This window comes from Allobosea sp. GW821-FHT03A12 (genome assembly GCF_058986765.1).
Map to the genome: position 1 here is coordinate 852,402 of NZ_JBYSVZ010000001.1, position 15,092 is coordinate 867,493.

Genomic DNA, 15,092 nt, shown 5'->3' on the forward strand with positions numbered 1-15,092 from the left:
GGAGGAGTGCCGATGAGCTGCGCCGGCAATGTCTCGATGCGCGAGCCGGACGCGACGCCCCAGGCGGGCCGTCGGACGCGAGCGCCGTTCATTCGGATCGAGGCGGTGCACAAGGCCTTCGCGGCGCGCCAGGGCGGCGAGCTCACGGTGCTCGACAACATCGACCTCGACATCGCCGAGAACGAGTTCGTCTCCCTGATCGGCCGCAGCGGCTGCGGCAAGACCACGCTGCTCAACATCATCGCCGGCCTCGACGCCGCGACCTTCGGCCGGATCGCGATCGGCGAGCGGCCGGTGACCGGCCCCGGGCAGGGCCAGGGCGTCGTCTTCCAGCAGCACGCGCTGTTCCCCTGGCTCACCGCCCTCGGCAATGTCTCCTTCGGCTTCCGCAAGGCCGGCCTGCCGCGCGAGGAGCGCCGCGAGCGCAGTCTCGAACTGCTGCGCCTCGTCGGGCTGGAGGCGGCGGCGAACAAATACCCGCGCGAGATGTCGGGCGGCATGCAGCAGCGCGTGTCGATCGCCCGCGCGCTCGCGCTCGATCCGCAGATCCTGCTGATGGACGAGCCCTTCGGCGCCCTCGACGAATTGACCCGCATCGAGTTGCAGCAGGAGCTGCTGCGCATCTGGCAGGCGCGGCGCAAGACCGTGGTCTTCGTCACCCATTCGATCGACGAAGCCCTGATGCTGTCGGACCGGATCGTGCTGCTCGCACCCAATCCCGGCCGGATCCAGCGGGTCTTCGAGGTGCCGATGCCGCGGCCGCGTTCGCGCACCGAGCCGGCCTTCAATGCGCTCTACGACGAGATCTGGAGCGAGCTGTCGTCATGAACGCCCGGCTCGCCCGCGCCGCCAGCTCGCTCGCGGTCATCGCCGTGCTGCTCGCGGCCTGGGAGCTCGCCGTCGGCTATGGCCAGCTCAAGGCCTATCAGTTTCCGCCGCCGAGCAAGATCGCCCGCGGCTTCGTCGAATTGTCGCTGACCGGCTTTCCGACCGGCGTCTCGCTCTGGACCCATGCGGGCGTGACGATCTGGCGCGTGCTGCAAGGCTATGTCGCGGCCGTCCTGCTCGCCGTGCCGCTCGGCCTGCTGATCGGCGCCCTGCCGGTGCTCGACAAGCTCAGCGCTCCGCTCATCGTGTTCTGCCGCTCGGTCGCGACGCTGAGCCTGCTGCCGCTCGTCATCGTCTGGTTCGGCGCGGGCGAGCTGACCAAGGTCGTGCTGATCGGCTATGGCTGCTTCTGGACGATGCTGTCCAACGTCATCGCCGGCGTCCGCTATGTCGACCCCGTGCTGGTGCGGGCGGCGCGCTCCTTCGGGATGCAGGGGCCGGAACTCTATCGCGAGGTCGTGCTGCCGGCGGCGCTGCCGCGCATCTTCGCCGGCGCGCGCATGGCGCTCGGCGTCGGCTTCATGGTCATCGTCGGCGCCGAGATGATCGGCACGATCCAGGGCCTGGGCGCGCTGATCATGGAAGCCCGCACCTTCTATCGCAGCGAGATCACCATCGTCGGCATGCTGGTGATCGGCCTGCTCGGCTTCCTGATCTCCAGCGGGCTCGCCGGGCTCGAACGCGTCCTCATGCCCTGGGCCGGCAATCTCGACCAGGTGCGGCGATGAGCGCCGGCACCCTTCGCAGCAACGATCTTGCGCTCGGCGTCATCGGCACGCTCGCCGTAATCGTGCTCTGGGAAACCTCGGTGCGCACGGGTCTGATCGACCCGGCGGTGTTCCCGAGCCCGTCGCTCGCCATCGCCGCCGCCACCGAGCGCCTGACGGCGCAGCAGCTCGGCGAGAACCTGTCCTGGAGCCTCGCCCGGGTCTTCTCCGGCTTTGCCCTCGGGGCGCTCGCGGGCGTCGTGGTCGGCATCCTCGCCGGCTGGTATCGCCGCTTCGGACTGATCGTAAGCCCGCTGGTCGAGCTGCTGCGGCCGATCCCGCCGCTCGCCTGGATCCCGCTGGCGATCATCTGGTTCGGCCTCGGCGAGCCCTCGAAGTTCTTCATCATCTTCCTCGGCGCCTTCTTCCCGGTCGTCACTGCCGCCTATCAGGGCATGCGCAGCGTCGATCCGATGCTGCTGCGCGCCGGCCAGACCATGGGCCTTTCGGGCGTGCCGCTGCTCCTGCGCGTCGCGATTCCCGCGGCCGCGCCCGATCTGGCAACCGGTTTGCGCATCGGCTGGGGCCTGAGCTTCGGCGTGCTCGTCGCCGCCGAGCTGATCGCGGCCGACCGGGGCCTCGGCTACATGATCATCGCCGAGCGCAATGCCGGCGGCTCGGTCGGCGTCATCATCGTCGGCATCTTGCTGATCGGCGCCCTCAATCTCCTGACCGACGCGGCCATCGGCGTGGCGATCCGGCATTGGGTCGGCCGCTGGCACGGCAGTTAGACGCAAGCATCCAACAACAAAGGGGAGGTTGGAATGAAGGCATTTTCGACGCATTTGCGCAACGCAGCGTTCGCCGGGCTGCTGACTTTGGCCGGCCTGCTGCCGGCGGCGGCGCAGAAGCTCGAGACCGACAAGCTCTCGATCAGCATCGGCCCGGACCTGCCCTTCCTCGTCCATATCGTCGCGAAGGAGAAGGGCTGGTTCGCCGAGGCCGGCTTCAAGACCGTCGAGTTCAAGACCTTCGCCTCCGGCAACCTTGCCGGCGAAGCCCTGCTCGCCGACCAGGTCCAGCTCTGGACGCCCGGCAACCTGCCCCCGGTCTCGATAGCGCATAACGGCGTGCCCGTGGTCATCCTCGGCACCAACGCCGTCAGCCACGGCCTGGAGAAGATCGTCGTGCGCAAGGATGCCGGGGTCGAGAACCCGGAGGACCTCTACAAGGTCAAGCTCGGCCTTTTGGTGAGCTCGACCTCCGGCGCGCTGCTCGACAATGTCGCCAAGCGCTACGGGCTCGACGCGAGCAAGATCAAGACCGTCAACCTCGCCCCGCCGGAAGCGATGGCGGCGATGGCCAGCAACGAGATCCAGGGCATGGTGTTCTGGGAGCCGTTCCCGTACCGCGCCGTCAAGGAGCAGGGCGCCAGGATCGTCCATAGCGGCACGACCAGCTATTTCGCCAAGAACAAGGGCGAAGCCGCGCCCGTCTCCAACAACCGCACGATCTGGGTCGCCTCGCAGGACTGGGTGCGCAAGAACCCGAATGCGGCGAACGCCCTGGTCAAGGTGCTGCTCAAGGCGCAGGCCTATGTCGCCGACCCCGCCAACAAGGCGGAGGTGATCAAGATCTTCTCGGATGTCCAGAAGCAGCCGGCCGAGATGAACGAGGCGCTACTCGCCGATTACAGCTTCAACTCGAAAGTGGATCAGGCCTATGTCGACGACATGGCGGCGATCGTCGGCTTCCTGAAGGCGACGAACCGCATCCCCGGCCAGCCTCTGGACGCGCTGACCTATACCTATACGGCTCCGCTCAAGGCGGTGGATCCGGCTCTGGTCGCGATCGAGGGCCGATGGAAGCCCTGATCGGCGGACGGGGCGGCCTTCTTCTGGAGTCCGCCTCGCTCACCTCTCCTGCATCGGCGTCTTTACGCGAGGCATCATGAGCCGCTCCCCGTCGGACAAGGTCTGCGTGGCGCTGATCGGCGCAGGCTTCATCGCCGACTATCATGTCGGCGGTCTCCGGGCCGCGGGTGGGGCGCAGATCGCGGCGCTGGTCGGGCGGCGGCGCGAGGTTGCCGAGACGCGCGCCGCTGCGCTCGGCATTCCCCGCGTCGAGACCGACTACCGGACGGTGCTCGACGATCCCGCGATCGACGCCGTCATCATCGCTTCGCCCGACAACACCCATGAGCGCATCGCCATCGATGCGCTCGCAGCCGGCAAGGCCGTGCTGCTGCAGAAGCCGATGGCGCTCGACAGCGCGCAATGCCGCGCCATCCTGGCGGCCGCGGCGCAAGCCTCGGCGCCGCTGAGCGTCAGCTTCATGCATCGCTACTTTTCGGAAGTGCTCTGGCTGCGCGAGGAGCTCGCGAGCGGCAGGCTTGGCGCGGTTCATTCGCTGCGGCTGCGCAACGCCACCCCCGGAGCCGATTGGGCCGACTGGTTCTTCCGGTCCGGCGAGGTCTCGGGCGGCGTGGTGATGCAGCTCGGCGTGCACGGGATCGACCTCTGCCGCCATCTCTTCGGCGAGATCGGCGATGTCGAGGCACGCGCACGGACCGCGCGGCCTGAACGAAGGCTGGCCGACGGCCGCACCGTCCGCACCGAGCTGGAGGACACCGTCGCTGCGACCTATGGCCTCGCGGATGGTGCGATCGCGAGCCACGAGATGAGCTATACCGAGCGCGCCGGCTGCGACCGTTTCCGGCTCGAACTCTACACCGACGCCGGCACGGTCTTCCTGCGCACGGAGCGGGGGCCGGCCGCGCTCTTCGCGCCCGATCTGACCGGCGAGAAAGGCTGGGTCGCGCCGCCGCTTGCGGATGCGCCGCTCGGGCAAGCCCATCACCGCCACTGGCTCGACGTCGTCCGCGGCCTCGCGCCGGCGGACGGCACTGCCGATGCGGGCCTGCGCTCGGTCGAGGTCGCCGAGGCGATCTATCAGGCGGCGCGAACTGGGCAGCGCCTGCCCGCGGCGCCCACAGCACCAACGGAGCCGAGATGAGCCTGCGGATCGCGATCCTGGGGGTCGCTCACTACCACGCCAATTTCTGGACGAAGGCCTTCCTGGCGAGCGAGGGCGTCGCTGTCGCCGGAGCCTTCGACGCCGACCCTGCCCGCCTGGAGGCCTTCGCCAGGCAGCACGGCATTGCGGCGGTCGCCGATCTCGCCACGCTGCTCGCCAAGAGCGATGCGGTCGCGATCTGCTCGGAGACCGTGAACCATCCGGCGCTAGTCCGCGCCGCGGCGGAGAAGGGGCTGCCGGTCCTCTGCGAGAAGCCGCTCGGCGCCAGCATGGAGCAATGCGATGCCATTGCCGCGGTCGTCGCGCAGACTGGCATCCGCTTCATGCAGAGCTTTCCAAAGCGCTTCGACCCGGTGAACCACGAGATCGCCGACCTGCTGCGTGAGGGCTCCGTCGGCCGCGTCACGCTGGTGCGCATCCGGCACGGACACAGCCACGGCTTCGACCCGAATTTCCGCAAGGGCTGGTTCGTCGATCCCGCGCAATCGGGCGGCGGCACCCTGCTCGACGAAGGCGTCCACGCCGCCGATTTCCTGCACTGGCTGTTCGGGATGCCGGAGAGCGCCTTCGCGACGACCTCGTCCGACACCTTCGGCCTGCCGGTCGAGGACACCGCCGCGGCGGTCTTCCGCTACGGGAACGGGATGATCGCCGAGGTCACGACGAGCTGGGCTTTCGCCGCCGCGGACACCTCGATCGAGATCTACGGCACGGAAGGCACGATCCTGCTCGGCGGCGTCGACATCGCCTCGCGTCCGACGCGTGAGAGCGAGTTCCTCAGGGTGTTTCGCCGTGAGGAGGGTGGTGGGCGTTGGGCGTCGTCGCCGACCGTGCCGCATTTCAAGACCGGCGTCTTCCACGAGCATGTCGCCTGGGCGTTCGTGAAGGCCCTCAAGGAGGGCGGGCCCATGCCCGTCACCCTGGATGATGGCCGCCATGCCTTCGCGATGATCGACGCGGCCTATCGCTCGGTGCGCTCCGGCCGTGCCGAGCCGGTCAGGGCCTGAGCAGAAGGACGCGAGGGATGTCATGGCGAGCCAGATGGGCGGTGGCGCGATGAGCGCGACCGCATGACCGCGCTGGTCTCCGATATCGGCGGCACCAATACGCGGCTCGGCCTCGTCGCGGACGGCGAGCTCGTCCCTTCGAGCCTGGACAGCTTCGCCAATGACGATTTCGACAGCTATGAGGCGGTGGTCGAGAGCTATCTGGATCGGCTCGGCCAGCGGCGCTTCGATGCCTGCTGCATTGCGCTCGCGGCGGTTCCGACGCCGGACGGGGCGCAACTGACGAACCGCGACTGGACCATCGCCCGAAGCAGCCTGCAGGCGCTGACCTGCGCCCCCTTCATCGGCTTCCTGAACGATTTCGAGGCGCTGGGATACTCGCTCATCGCGCCTGAGCGCTTGGAGGCGCGGCCGGTCTTTGCATCAGCCGTGCCTCCGCCACTGCGTGCCACTCGCATGGTCCTGGGCGCCGGAACCGGCTTCAATGCTGCCGCCTGCCATTGGCCGGCGTTCGGCGGGGCTCCCCATGTTGCGGCCGCCGAATGCGGCCACACGACGCTGGCGATCGAGGGCGAAGAGGAATGCGGGCTCCAGGCTGCGCTGGCGGCGGGCCGGGGCCGCGCCTCCGTCGAACGGGCGCTGTCCGGCAATGGCCTGCGCGAGATCCATGCCTTTGTCTGTGGCCGCGACGGCCGGCCGTGCAGGGCGCAGACGAGCGCCGAGATCGCCGTGGCCGCGGTGGAAGGAAGCGACGAGCAGGCGGTCGCCGCCGCCCATCTCTTCCTGCGGCTGCTCGGTCGCGTCGCCGGCGACCTCGCCCTGACCTTCCTGCCGCATGGCGGCATCTATCTCTCTGGCGGTGTCTGCCGGGCGCTCGCGCCGCTCCTCGTCGGCACCGACACCTTCCGCGATGCGTTCCATGCCAAGGGCCGGATGGGCCCGTTCATGGCGGATTTCGACGCACATCTCCTGCTCGACGACCGCGTCGCCTTGATCGGTTGCGTTGAATGGCTGCGGATCGCGGACGCGTCGTACACCTGCCCGGCCTGAGGCGCGGCTAGCTCGATACCGGCCGGTCGGCGAAGGTTTCGGCCTGCATGGCCGCGGCGCGCCAATCGAGCTCGCCGCCGAACAGCTCCGACGCCAGGCTTGTGTCGAGCGCGCTGTAATGGGGACGGACGATTGAGGAGCCGAGATCGCTCATCGGGACAGGGATCAGTTCGGGCGTCCGCCGTCCGGCAAGGCGAAGCGCGTCGAAGGCGGTGGCGACCCACTCGGCCCGCGATACGGCCGGCGAGCCGGCGAGATGGAGCAGGCGAGGGACGGGCTGCCTCGCCGCCATTCGCCCGGCCAGATCCAGCAGCCGGTCGGCGAGCGGGAAGATCGGCGTCGGCGAGCCGATCTGGTCGTGGGCGATCCTGACGCTTTCGTCCTGCCCACGCAGGAGATGGGCGATGAAGTCCTTGCCGTCGCCGAACAGCCAGGCCACCCGGGCGATGCAGACTTCCCCGCTGGCGGCGAGGACCTGTCGCTCGGCTTCGGCTTTGAGCTCGCCATACAGGTTGACCGGCGACACCGGATCGCTTTCGCGCCACGGGCGGTGCGTCGGGGCGCCGAAGACATAATCCGTGGAGATCTGAATGAACGGCGTTCCAGCCTGAGCGCAGGCGCGGGCCATCTGACCGGGCGCCAGCGCGTTGATGGCCTGGGCCCGCTCCGGCGAACGTTCGCAGGCCTCGAGACTGGCGATAGCCGCCGCATTGATGACGACGTCCGGTTTCAACCTGGCGAGCGCGGCCTGAAAGGCGGCGGGTTCCGAGATGTCGAGCTCGGTGCGGGACAGGGCCTGCACGCGATCCCCACCGACGCGCGAGAGCGCCCGGGCGAGCCGGCCGCTCCCACCGCTGACGAGAACCCTGGCATGTCGCTGTCGTTCCTCGGTCATCGGCTCTTCGGCAGGTTGGTGGTCCACGAGGATCGGCTATCGGCCGGCTGCGCGAAGACATCAAGCGCTACCGAGTGAAGACTTGAAACGCAGAAGGCCCCGCCAGGCTGCGTGCCGGCTGTAAGGCGTGTGTAAGCGCCGGCCGCTCAAATGCCTCTCATCAGGCCGGACGAAGACACCACCGGCCGGACGTTGAGAGGAAATCGATCATGACCAACATCAGCAGCAACGCCTTCGACACCGCTCGCGACACCTCCATTGCCCTGACCGATGCCGAGCTCGACAGCGTGTCGGGCGCCGGCCTCGGCCAGAAGATCTTCGGCATCGCCCTGACGACTGCCGGCGTCCTGACCACCGTGGCGGGCGTGGCCGGTCGCCAATGGGGCGTTGCCGGCCGCGGCACCAACATGATCCTCGACGGGATCGGCCATATCGAAGCCGCTTGAGCGCCGAAACGAAAAGGCCGTCGTCCTTCCCGAAGATGGCCGCCGACTCAATTTGTGCTTGGAGAAGAGGCACGCCCGCACCGAGCATGCGATGTGATGGTAGCGGGAGAGGGACTCGAACCCCCGACACGCGGATTATGATTCCGCTGCTCTAACCAGCTGAGCTACCCCGCCCCGATGGCGACGCGCCGTGAACGGCGGCCAATCGCGACGGCGCGGATATAGGGGGCGGGGGGCGCCGGCGTCAAGCCTTGATCACGCCGATCAGCTCAGCTTCCGCAGCCTGACCACCTTGAAATAGCCCTGGCCGACATGGACGGTCTCGTAGCGGCCGGTGCCCGCGGCCCAGCCGGTCAGGCGCGAGACCTTGAAATCGCTGCTCCAGCCGATCGCCCTGGCCAGCGGCGCGACCGCCTTCCAGAACGGCGCGGCGAAGCCGCCATCGTCGACGAGGCGGCTGGAGATCACGATCTCGCCGCCAGGGCGCAGCACCCGGTCCATCTCGGCGAGCGCCTGCTCCGGGTCGGGCACGAGGGTGATGACGAACTGGGCGGTGACCGCGTCGAAGGAGTTGTCGGCGAAACCGAGCCGGCAGGCGTCCATCACCATCAGTCCGCGGACATGATCGAGTCCCTGGTTCAGCACCTTGGCGCGGGCGACGCGCAGCATGTCGAGCGAGAGGTCGGCGCCGACGACCTGCTTGTCGCGCTCGAAATAGGGCAGCGTCAGCCCGGTACCGACGCCGATCTCGAGGATGTCGCGGCCGCTGGCACAGGCCGCCGCCACCGCCTCGCGCTGGGCGCGGGCGAGCAGGCCCTGATAGATCCGGTCGTAGAATTTCGCCCAGACCGCATAGACGCGCCGCTGCGCGTCGAGACCGTTCGTCGTCGTCATGAGGTGGCGTAGGCGGGCTCGGGCTGCGGCGCCGGGCGAGGCGCCCGGTTAGCCATGATGACGCCGCCGCCGAGCACACGGGCTCCGCTGCCGGCATGGTCGTAGATCACGCAGGCCTGGCCGGGCGAGACGCCCTCCTCGCCCTGCGCCAATAGGACATGGACGCCCTTGTCGTCGGCGAGCAGGCGGGCTTCGCGCGGCGCCCTGGTCGAGCGGACGCGGACGGCGACTTCGATGCCCTCGGGCGGCAGATCGGTGAGGGCGACATCGCCGATCCAGTTGAGGTCGCGCAGGTCGACGCGGCTGACGCTGAGCGCCTCGCGCGGACCGACGATGACGCGGGCGTTCTCGGCGTCGAGTGCGACGACATAGAGCGGTTCGGCGGCGCTGATGCCGAGGCCTTTGCGCTGGCCGACGGTGTAGCGCAGCACGCCCTCGTGCTCGCCGAGCACGCGGCCGTCGAGATGGACGATGGCGCCGGGGCGGGCGGCGCCGGGCTTCAGCCGCTCGATCACCTCGGCATAGCGGCCGTTCGGCACGAAGCAGATGTCCTGGCTGTCGGGCTTGTCGGCGATGGCGAGGCCGAACTCGGCGGCGAGCGCCCGAGTCTGCGCCTTGTCGAGGCCGCCGAGCGGGAAGCGCAGCAAGTCGAGCTGCTCCTGCGTCGTCGCATAGAGGAAATAGCTCTGGTCGCGGCTCTCGTCGGCGGCGCGGAACAGGCCGCGATGGCCGGTGCCGAGGTCGCGGCTGGCGACGTAATGGCCGGTGGCGAGCGCATCCGCCCCGAGCTCGCGGGCGAGGCCGAGCAGGTCGCGGAACTTCACGGTGCGATTGCACTCGACGCAAGGGATCGGCGTCTCGCCGGCGAGATAGCTCTCTGCGAAGCGCTCGATCACCGCATCGCGGAAGCGGCTCTCATAGTCGAGGACATAGTGCGGGATGCCGATCGCCTCGGCGACGCGGCGAGCGTCGTGGATGTCCTGGCCGGCGCAGCAGGCGCCGGCACGGTGCACGGCGGCGCCATGGTCGTAGAGCTGCAGGGTGACGCCGACGACGTCGTAGCCCTGGCGCTTTAGCAGCGCCGCCACCACCGAGGAATCGACGCCGCCCGACATGGCCGCGACGACGCGTGTCGCCGCGGGCGGCTTGGCGATGTCGAGCGAGTTGAGCGGAGCGGTCATCGAGGTTCCGGGCGGGTTCGGGCGCAGGAGCCCGAGGATTTGGGCGCTCTATAGCGGTTTTGACAGATGCGGGCCAGCATCCGGCCGGCAATTCCTGCCGAGCCGAGCGGCTCCAAAACGCGATTCCTGCCGGGTGAGAGGCGAGGGCTATTTCGTCAACTCGCTGAAACAGAACGGTTTTCCGGTTGGCGTGCCTCTTGCTGGGGAAGCCGTGGCCACATCGTCACGGTTTCGTTCCGGAGAGTCCCCATGTCCGCCGCGTCGGTCTCGCGCTCCTCTGCGCTGCCTGAGATCCCGCTCCCGAGCCGCCGCAGCCCCGATCGGGATGGGTCGGAGCAGGCCTTCACCTTGCCACCGGAGCCGGCGGATCGTCCGCGTCTCGACGACGATCGCGTCGCCCGCGATGATGTCGGCACGCGCGACCAGGCGAGGCCAGATGACGGCGCCCGCAAGACGAGCGCGGCCGATGCCAGGTCGTCGGCGCGTCCCGACGATGATCGCCGGGACAGGAAGGCGGCCGACGCCAAGGGACCATCCGAGAAGACGAAGGCGGATGCCGGAAGCGACCAGGCCGCGACGAAGGACGCTGCGGCGAGCGAGGATACGAAGACCGGGACGGCCGCCGGCGACAAGCCGGCCGAAGGCAAGACGACCGGGGGCAAGACGATCGAGGAGCGCAAGGCCGCGCTGGCCGCTGCCCTCGACGGAGCGCCGGTGATCGGCAAGGGCACGCCGGAGGAGCAGGCCGCTGCGGGCGCGGTGATGCAACCCGTGCCGCCGCCCGCGATCGGCGCGGAGTTCCTCGCGCTTGCCGCAGCCGCCCTCCAGGGCAGCGAGCCGGCGAAGCCGGATGGCGCGGCCACCGAGGACGGAAAGGCCGTCACGGCAGCCAACGCGACCGAGGCGACGGCGCAGGTGACCGGTACCGCCATCCCGGCGCCGATCCCGCCGGCACTGCCGGCAAAGGCTGACGGCCAGGCGAGCGCGGGCGGCGAAGCGGCCGCAGCCGACATCAAGGCTGGGCTGAAGCCGCAGCTTCCGGCGGCGGGCAGCGAGACCAAGACGGATGCCAAGTCCGGCGAGATCAAATCCGGCGAGGCGCAGCAGAGCGAGGTCAAGACGGCCGAGACCAAGCCGGGCGATGCGCAAGCCTCGGCCAAGGACGATAGCGAGGCGGGCAAGGTCGCCACGGCTGCCGCGAGCAGCGATGCGAAGGCGACGGGCGACGCCAAGCCTGCCGACACCACCCCAGCGACCGCCGCCACCGGGCAGACGACGCAGGCTGCCTCGACCGACGCCGCCAGCGGCGCGCAGCAGGCGAGCGCGCCCTTGAGCCCGCAGGCGATCCTCGCGGCCGGGCCGCAGAGCCTGACCACGCCGCAGGCGCCATTGACCGAGCTCGACGCCGCCGCCCAGGCGACGGCAAGGGCCCAGGCCGAGGCGGCCCACAAGATGGCCTCGGGCGACACCGGGCGGCCGACGCCGCTCCATGTCGTGCCGATCGAGATCGGCGCCAAAGCTCTCGCCGGCAACAAGCGCTTCGACATCAGGCTCGATCCGGCCGAGCTCGGGCGCATCGACGTCAGCCTGGAGATCTCCGACAAGGGTGATGTCAGCGCCAAGCTCACCGTCGACCGGGTCGAGACGCTGCATATGCTGCAGCGCGACGCCCGCACGCTGGAACGCGCCTTCGAGCAGGCCGGCCTCAAGCCCTCGGAAGGCGGGATCGATCTCAGCCTGCGCGACCCCGGCCAGCAAGCCGGCGGGCGCCAGCAGCAGGGCGATGAGGCGCCGCGCGGCCGCCGCGCCTGGGTCGAGGCTTCGGAAGACAGCGCGCTCGTCACTGACGTGACGACCTTGCCGCGCAACGCCAGCCGCCTCGGCGGCGTCGATCTCAGCATCTAAGGGAGGGGCGCGCCATGACCGTCTCCAATACGGGCAAGCTGTCCAACTCGCAGATCGCAGCCGCGCAGAACAACACGGCGACCGGCAGCGGCACCTCGATCGCCAATAATTTCGACCAGTTCCTGACCCTGCTGACGACGCAGCTCAAGAACCAGAACCCGCTCGATCCGCTCGACACCAACCAGTTCACCCAGCAACTGGTGCAATTCGCCGGCGTCGAGCAGCAGCTCAAGCAGAATGAGACGCTGACCGCGCTGCTCGGCGTCAGCAAGGCGACGACCGGCGCGAGCGCGATCGGCTTCGTCGGCCAGACTGTCACGGCCGACGGTGCCGCGACCCAGCTCAGCCAGGGCAAGGCCGAGTGGAAGCTCAACGCCTCCAAGGGCGGCACCGCCACGGTCACGATCAAGGACGCCAAGGGGAGCGTGGTCTTCAGCGGCACGAAGACGCTGACGGCCGGCGACCAGACCTATACCTGGGACGGCAAGACCTCGACGGGCTCCAATGCGCCCGACGGCGAATACAGCATCAAGGTCGAAGGCACCGATGTCTCCGGCGCGGCGATCACGGTCAAGACCGAGATCACCGGCAAGGTCGACGGCATCGACTTCTCGACCACCGTTCCGACGCTGCTGATCGGCGCGATCAAGGTCCCGCTCGACAAGGTCAAATCGGTGAAGAGCACGTCCTGACCCATGTTCCGCAAAAGTGGAGGCCACTTTTGCGACCGGAACATGGGCCAACTTATGGAGTTCCGCGAATTCTGGTCGTTCGACCGGATACGGTCGAACGGAACGCGCGGACGAACTCCGCCATGAGCCATGCCGAAAGCCTGCGTGATCGCTTTAGGCAAAATTTAAGCCCGCCCGGGCTAGGCTCTTCGGCAGTAGGTCTGTTGAGTTGTGTGAGAGTACCATGACCGAGCCGCTGCGACCGCGCGTCAAATATGTCATCGGGCCCGATGGCAGCCCGTTGACGATCGCCGATCTGCCGCCGATGAACACGCGCCGCTGGGTGATCCGGCGCAAGGCCGAGGTCGTCGCCGCCGTGCGTGGCGGTCTGCTCAGCCTGGAGGAGGCCTGCCAGCGCTATACGCTGACGGTCGACGAGTTCCTGAGCTGGCAGTCCTCGATCGATCAGCATGGCCTTGCCGGCCTGCGCACCACCCGTATCCAGCATTATCGCCAGTAAGCCTTTCTGGTATTTAGAGAAATTATGAGGCGCCGGCCCGTTGGCCGGCGCCTTTCGCGTTTCGGCGGCACGTTGTCCTCATCGAACTGTGCCATTTCCTAACCGTCGTTAACCGGGCGCTAACCATGCACCGGGAAAAACTTGCCTAGTGGTGCGTCTGTGCGTTGGTCTCGCAGGCACCGGGCGACGGAAGAACGGCGTGAACGGGCTAGTCGAACAGTTCCGGAGATTCGGCGCAGCGCGGCTGGCGGCGATGCTGGCGGTGACGCTGGCGCTGATCGGCTTCTTCGCCTTCGTCATGCTGCGCATGTCGCAGCCGGCGATGGGCGTGCTCTTCGCCGACCTGTCGAGCCAGGATGTCAGTGCCATCACCAAGGACCTCGACACGCGCGGGATCAAATACGAATTGCGCGGCGACGGCCAGACCATCCTGGCGCCGCGCGCCGACGTGCCGAAGCTCAGGCTCGAGCTCGCCGGCAAGGGCATCCCCTCCGGCGGCGGCGTCGGTTACGAGATCTTCGACAAGGGCGACGCTTTCTCCTCGACCAGCTTCGTCCAGAACATCAACCATCTGCGTGCGCTCGAAGGCGAATTGTCACGCACCATCCGCTCGATCGGCCGCGTCCAGGCAGCGCGGGTCCATCTCGTCATCCCCGAGCGGCGCTTGTTCGAGCGCGACCGCGAGCCGCCGCGCGCCTCGATCGCGCTCAAGCTCGCCGGCGATCTCGACAACGCCCAAGTCCGGGCGATCCGGCATCTTGTCTCCTCGGCAGTCGACGGCCTGAAGCCCGAGCGCGTCTCGATCGTCGACGAGCGCGGCCGGCTCCTCGCCGACGGCGCCCAGGGCGAGCAGGGCATGATCGGCGTGGCGCTGGACGAGCGCCAGGGCGCGATCGAGCGGCGGATCAAGGCGCAGGTCGACGACATCGTCGCCAGCATCGTCGGCCCGGGCCGCGCCCGCGTGCAGGTGTCGGCCGTGCTCGATTCCAACCGGATCGAGAGCCGCTCCGAGACTTTCGATCCCGAGAGCAAGGTCATCCGCTCCAGCCAGAACCGCACGGAAGCCTCCGCCTCGAACGAGCAGCGCGAAGGTGTCACCGTCGGCAACGAATTGCCGGGCGCGCAGCAGAACCAGGGCCAGCAGCAGGGCCAGCAGCGCGACACCAGCTCGAAGAACGAGGAGGTCGTCAACTACGAGATCTCGCGCACGACCCGCACCGAGGTGCAGGAGGGCGGGCGCGTCCGCAAGCTCTCGGTCGCTGTGCTGATCGACGGAATCTACAGCAAGCAGGGCAACGAGATCAGCTACCAGCCGCGCCCGCCCGAGGAACTCGAGCGCATCTCGCAGCTGGTGCGCACCGCGGTCGGCTTCGACCGCCAGCGCGGCGATCAGGTCGAGGTCGTCAACCTGCGCTTCGCCGAGGCGCCGCAGGCGCCGGCCGATCTGACCGATCAGACGCTGATGCAGCAGCTCCTCTCCTTCACCAGGGAGGACATCGTCCGCTTCGCCGAGATGGCCGTGATCGCGCTGCTCGTCCTGATCGTGCTGATGGTGGTGGTGCGCCCGCTGCTCAAGCAGGTGCTGGCGCCCGATCGCGAGGTCCGGGCGATCCCGAGCTTCATGCGCAATGGCATGGTCGTCGTCGATCAGGGGACGGGCGATCCGTCGACCTTCTCGGCTGCTGCCGGTGGCGCAGGCGGCGGAGCCGGCGGGGAGTCCGGCCAGATCGACGTCGAGGCGCCGTCGGAGCGGATGCTCGCGATCGCGCAGATCAAAGGCCAGCTCAAGGCGCAGTCGGTCGAGAAGATCGGCGCCATGGTGGCTCAGAACCCGGCGGATTCCGTCGCGGTGCTGCGCGGCTGGATCCACGAGAAAGCACCGGCGTGACGGG

At 68.7% G+C, this 15,092-nt stretch carries 15 protein-coding genes and 1 tRNA gene; 12 read left to right on the forward strand and 4 right to left on the reverse strand.

Features of this window, described 5'->3' with window-relative positions; genetic code table 11:
• Positions 1-12 precede the first annotated feature (12 nt).
• From AC3WLC_RS03980 to AC3WLC_RS04010, 7 genes are all read left to right on the forward strand, one after another.
• Complete coding sequence (locus tag AC3WLC_RS03980) at positions 13-828, forward strand: ABC transporter ATP-binding protein (protein ID WP_493682638.1); 816 nt, start codon at positions 13-15, stop codon at positions 826-828.
• Positions 825-1,616, forward strand: coding sequence for an ABC transporter permease (locus tag AC3WLC_RS03985; RefSeq protein WP_493682639.1), 792 nt, complete (start codon positions 825-827; stop codon positions 1,614-1,616). Before AC3WLC_RS03980 ends, AC3WLC_RS03985 begins: the two co-directional genes overlap by 4 nt.
• Positions 1,613-2,386, forward strand: a complete 774-nt coding sequence (locus AC3WLC_RS03990; protein WP_493682640.1) for an ABC transporter permease — start codon at positions 1,613-1,615, stop codon at positions 2,384-2,386. The genes AC3WLC_RS03985 and AC3WLC_RS03990 overlap by 4 nt, the downstream gene beginning before the upstream one ends.
• A 33-nt stretch (positions 2,387-2,419) precedes the next feature.
• Complete coding sequence (locus tag AC3WLC_RS03995; RefSeq protein ID WP_493682641.1) at positions 2,420-3,469, forward strand: ABC transporter substrate-binding protein; 1,050 nt, start codon at positions 2,420-2,422, stop codon at positions 3,467-3,469.
• 76 nt (positions 3,470-3,545) lie between these two features.
• Positions 3,546-4,610 (forward strand): Gfo/Idh/MocA family protein, encoded by a 1,065-nt coding sequence (locus AC3WLC_RS04000; RefSeq protein WP_493682642.1) that lies wholly within the window; start codon positions 3,546-3,548, stop codon positions 4,608-4,610.
• Positions 4,607-5,638, forward strand: a complete 1,032-nt coding sequence (locus AC3WLC_RS04005; RefSeq protein WP_493682643.1) for a Gfo/Idh/MocA family protein — start codon at positions 4,607-4,609, stop codon at positions 5,636-5,638. Before AC3WLC_RS04000 ends, AC3WLC_RS04005 begins: the two co-directional genes overlap by 4 nt.
• 63 nt (positions 5,639-5,701) lie before the next feature.
• On the forward strand, positions 5,702-6,688 hold the full coding sequence (locus AC3WLC_RS04010; RefSeq protein WP_493682644.1) for a glucokinase: 987 nt from the start codon (positions 5,702-5,704) through the stop codon (positions 6,686-6,688).
• 7 nt (positions 6,689-6,695) lie between these two features.
• On the opposite strand, the gene AC3WLC_RS04015 is transcribed toward AC3WLC_RS04010, so the two are convergent.
• Positions 6,696-7,583: an SDR family oxidoreductase gene (locus tag AC3WLC_RS04015; RefSeq protein ID WP_493682645.1), complete on the reverse strand. Its 888-nt coding sequence runs from the start codon at positions 7,581-7,583 to the stop codon at positions 6,696-6,698.
• A 209-nt stretch (positions 7,584-7,792) separates the two neighbouring features.
• Between AC3WLC_RS04015 and AC3WLC_RS04020 the strand changes: the two genes are divergently transcribed.
• On the forward strand, positions 7,793-8,029 hold the full coding sequence (locus AC3WLC_RS04020; RefSeq protein WP_493682646.1) for a hypothetical protein: 237 nt from the start codon (positions 7,793-7,795) through the stop codon (positions 8,027-8,029).
• A 97-nt stretch (positions 8,030-8,126) separates the two neighbouring features.
• Here the strand turns inward: AC3WLC_RS04020 and AC3WLC_RS04025 are convergent.
• The 3 genes from AC3WLC_RS04025 to mnmA form a co-directional block, all read right to left on the reverse strand.
• Positions 8,127-8,203: transfer RNA gene (locus AC3WLC_RS04025), tRNA-Met, on the reverse strand.
• Positions 8,204-8,293: 90 nt separating this feature from the next.
• Positions 8,294-8,923 (reverse strand): class I SAM-dependent methyltransferase, encoded by a 630-nt coding sequence (locus AC3WLC_RS04030; protein ID WP_493682647.1) that lies wholly within the window; start codon positions 8,921-8,923, stop codon positions 8,294-8,296.
• Positions 8,920-10,104, reverse strand: a complete 1,185-nt coding sequence (gene mnmA, locus AC3WLC_RS04035) for a tRNA 2-thiouridine(34) synthase MnmA (protein ID WP_493682648.1) — start codon at positions 10,102-10,104, stop codon at positions 8,920-8,922. The genes AC3WLC_RS04030 and mnmA overlap by 4 nt, the downstream gene beginning before the upstream one ends.
• Positions 10,105-10,353: 249 nt before the next feature.
• Between mnmA and AC3WLC_RS04040 the strand changes: the two genes are divergently transcribed.
• From AC3WLC_RS04040 to fliF, 4 genes are all read left to right on the forward strand, one after another.
• A complete protein-coding gene (locus AC3WLC_RS04040) occupies positions 10,354-12,009 on the forward strand; it encodes a flagellar hook-length control protein FliK (RefSeq protein ID WP_493682649.1) in 1,656 nt (551 codons plus the stop codon).
• A gap of 14 nt (positions 12,010-12,023) precedes the next feature.
• Entirely contained in the window at positions 12,024-12,701 is a 678-nt protein-coding gene (locus AC3WLC_RS04045) for a flagellar hook assembly protein FlgD (RefSeq protein WP_493682650.1), read from the forward strand.
• 223 nt (positions 12,702-12,924) lie between these two features.
• Positions 12,925-13,200 carry a CtrA inhibitor SciP gene (gene sciP / locus AC3WLC_RS04050; RefSeq protein WP_057191455.1) on the forward strand — a complete coding sequence of 92 codons (276 nt, stop codon included), beginning with the start codon at positions 12,925-12,927 and terminating at the stop codon, positions 13,198-13,200.
• 199 nt (positions 13,201-13,399) lie between these two features.
• Complete coding sequence (fliF, locus tag AC3WLC_RS04055; RefSeq protein WP_493682651.1) at positions 13,400-15,088, forward strand: flagellar basal-body MS-ring/collar protein FliF; 1,689 nt, start codon at positions 13,400-13,402, stop codon at positions 15,086-15,088.
• Positions 15,089-15,092 lie beyond the last annotated feature (4 nt).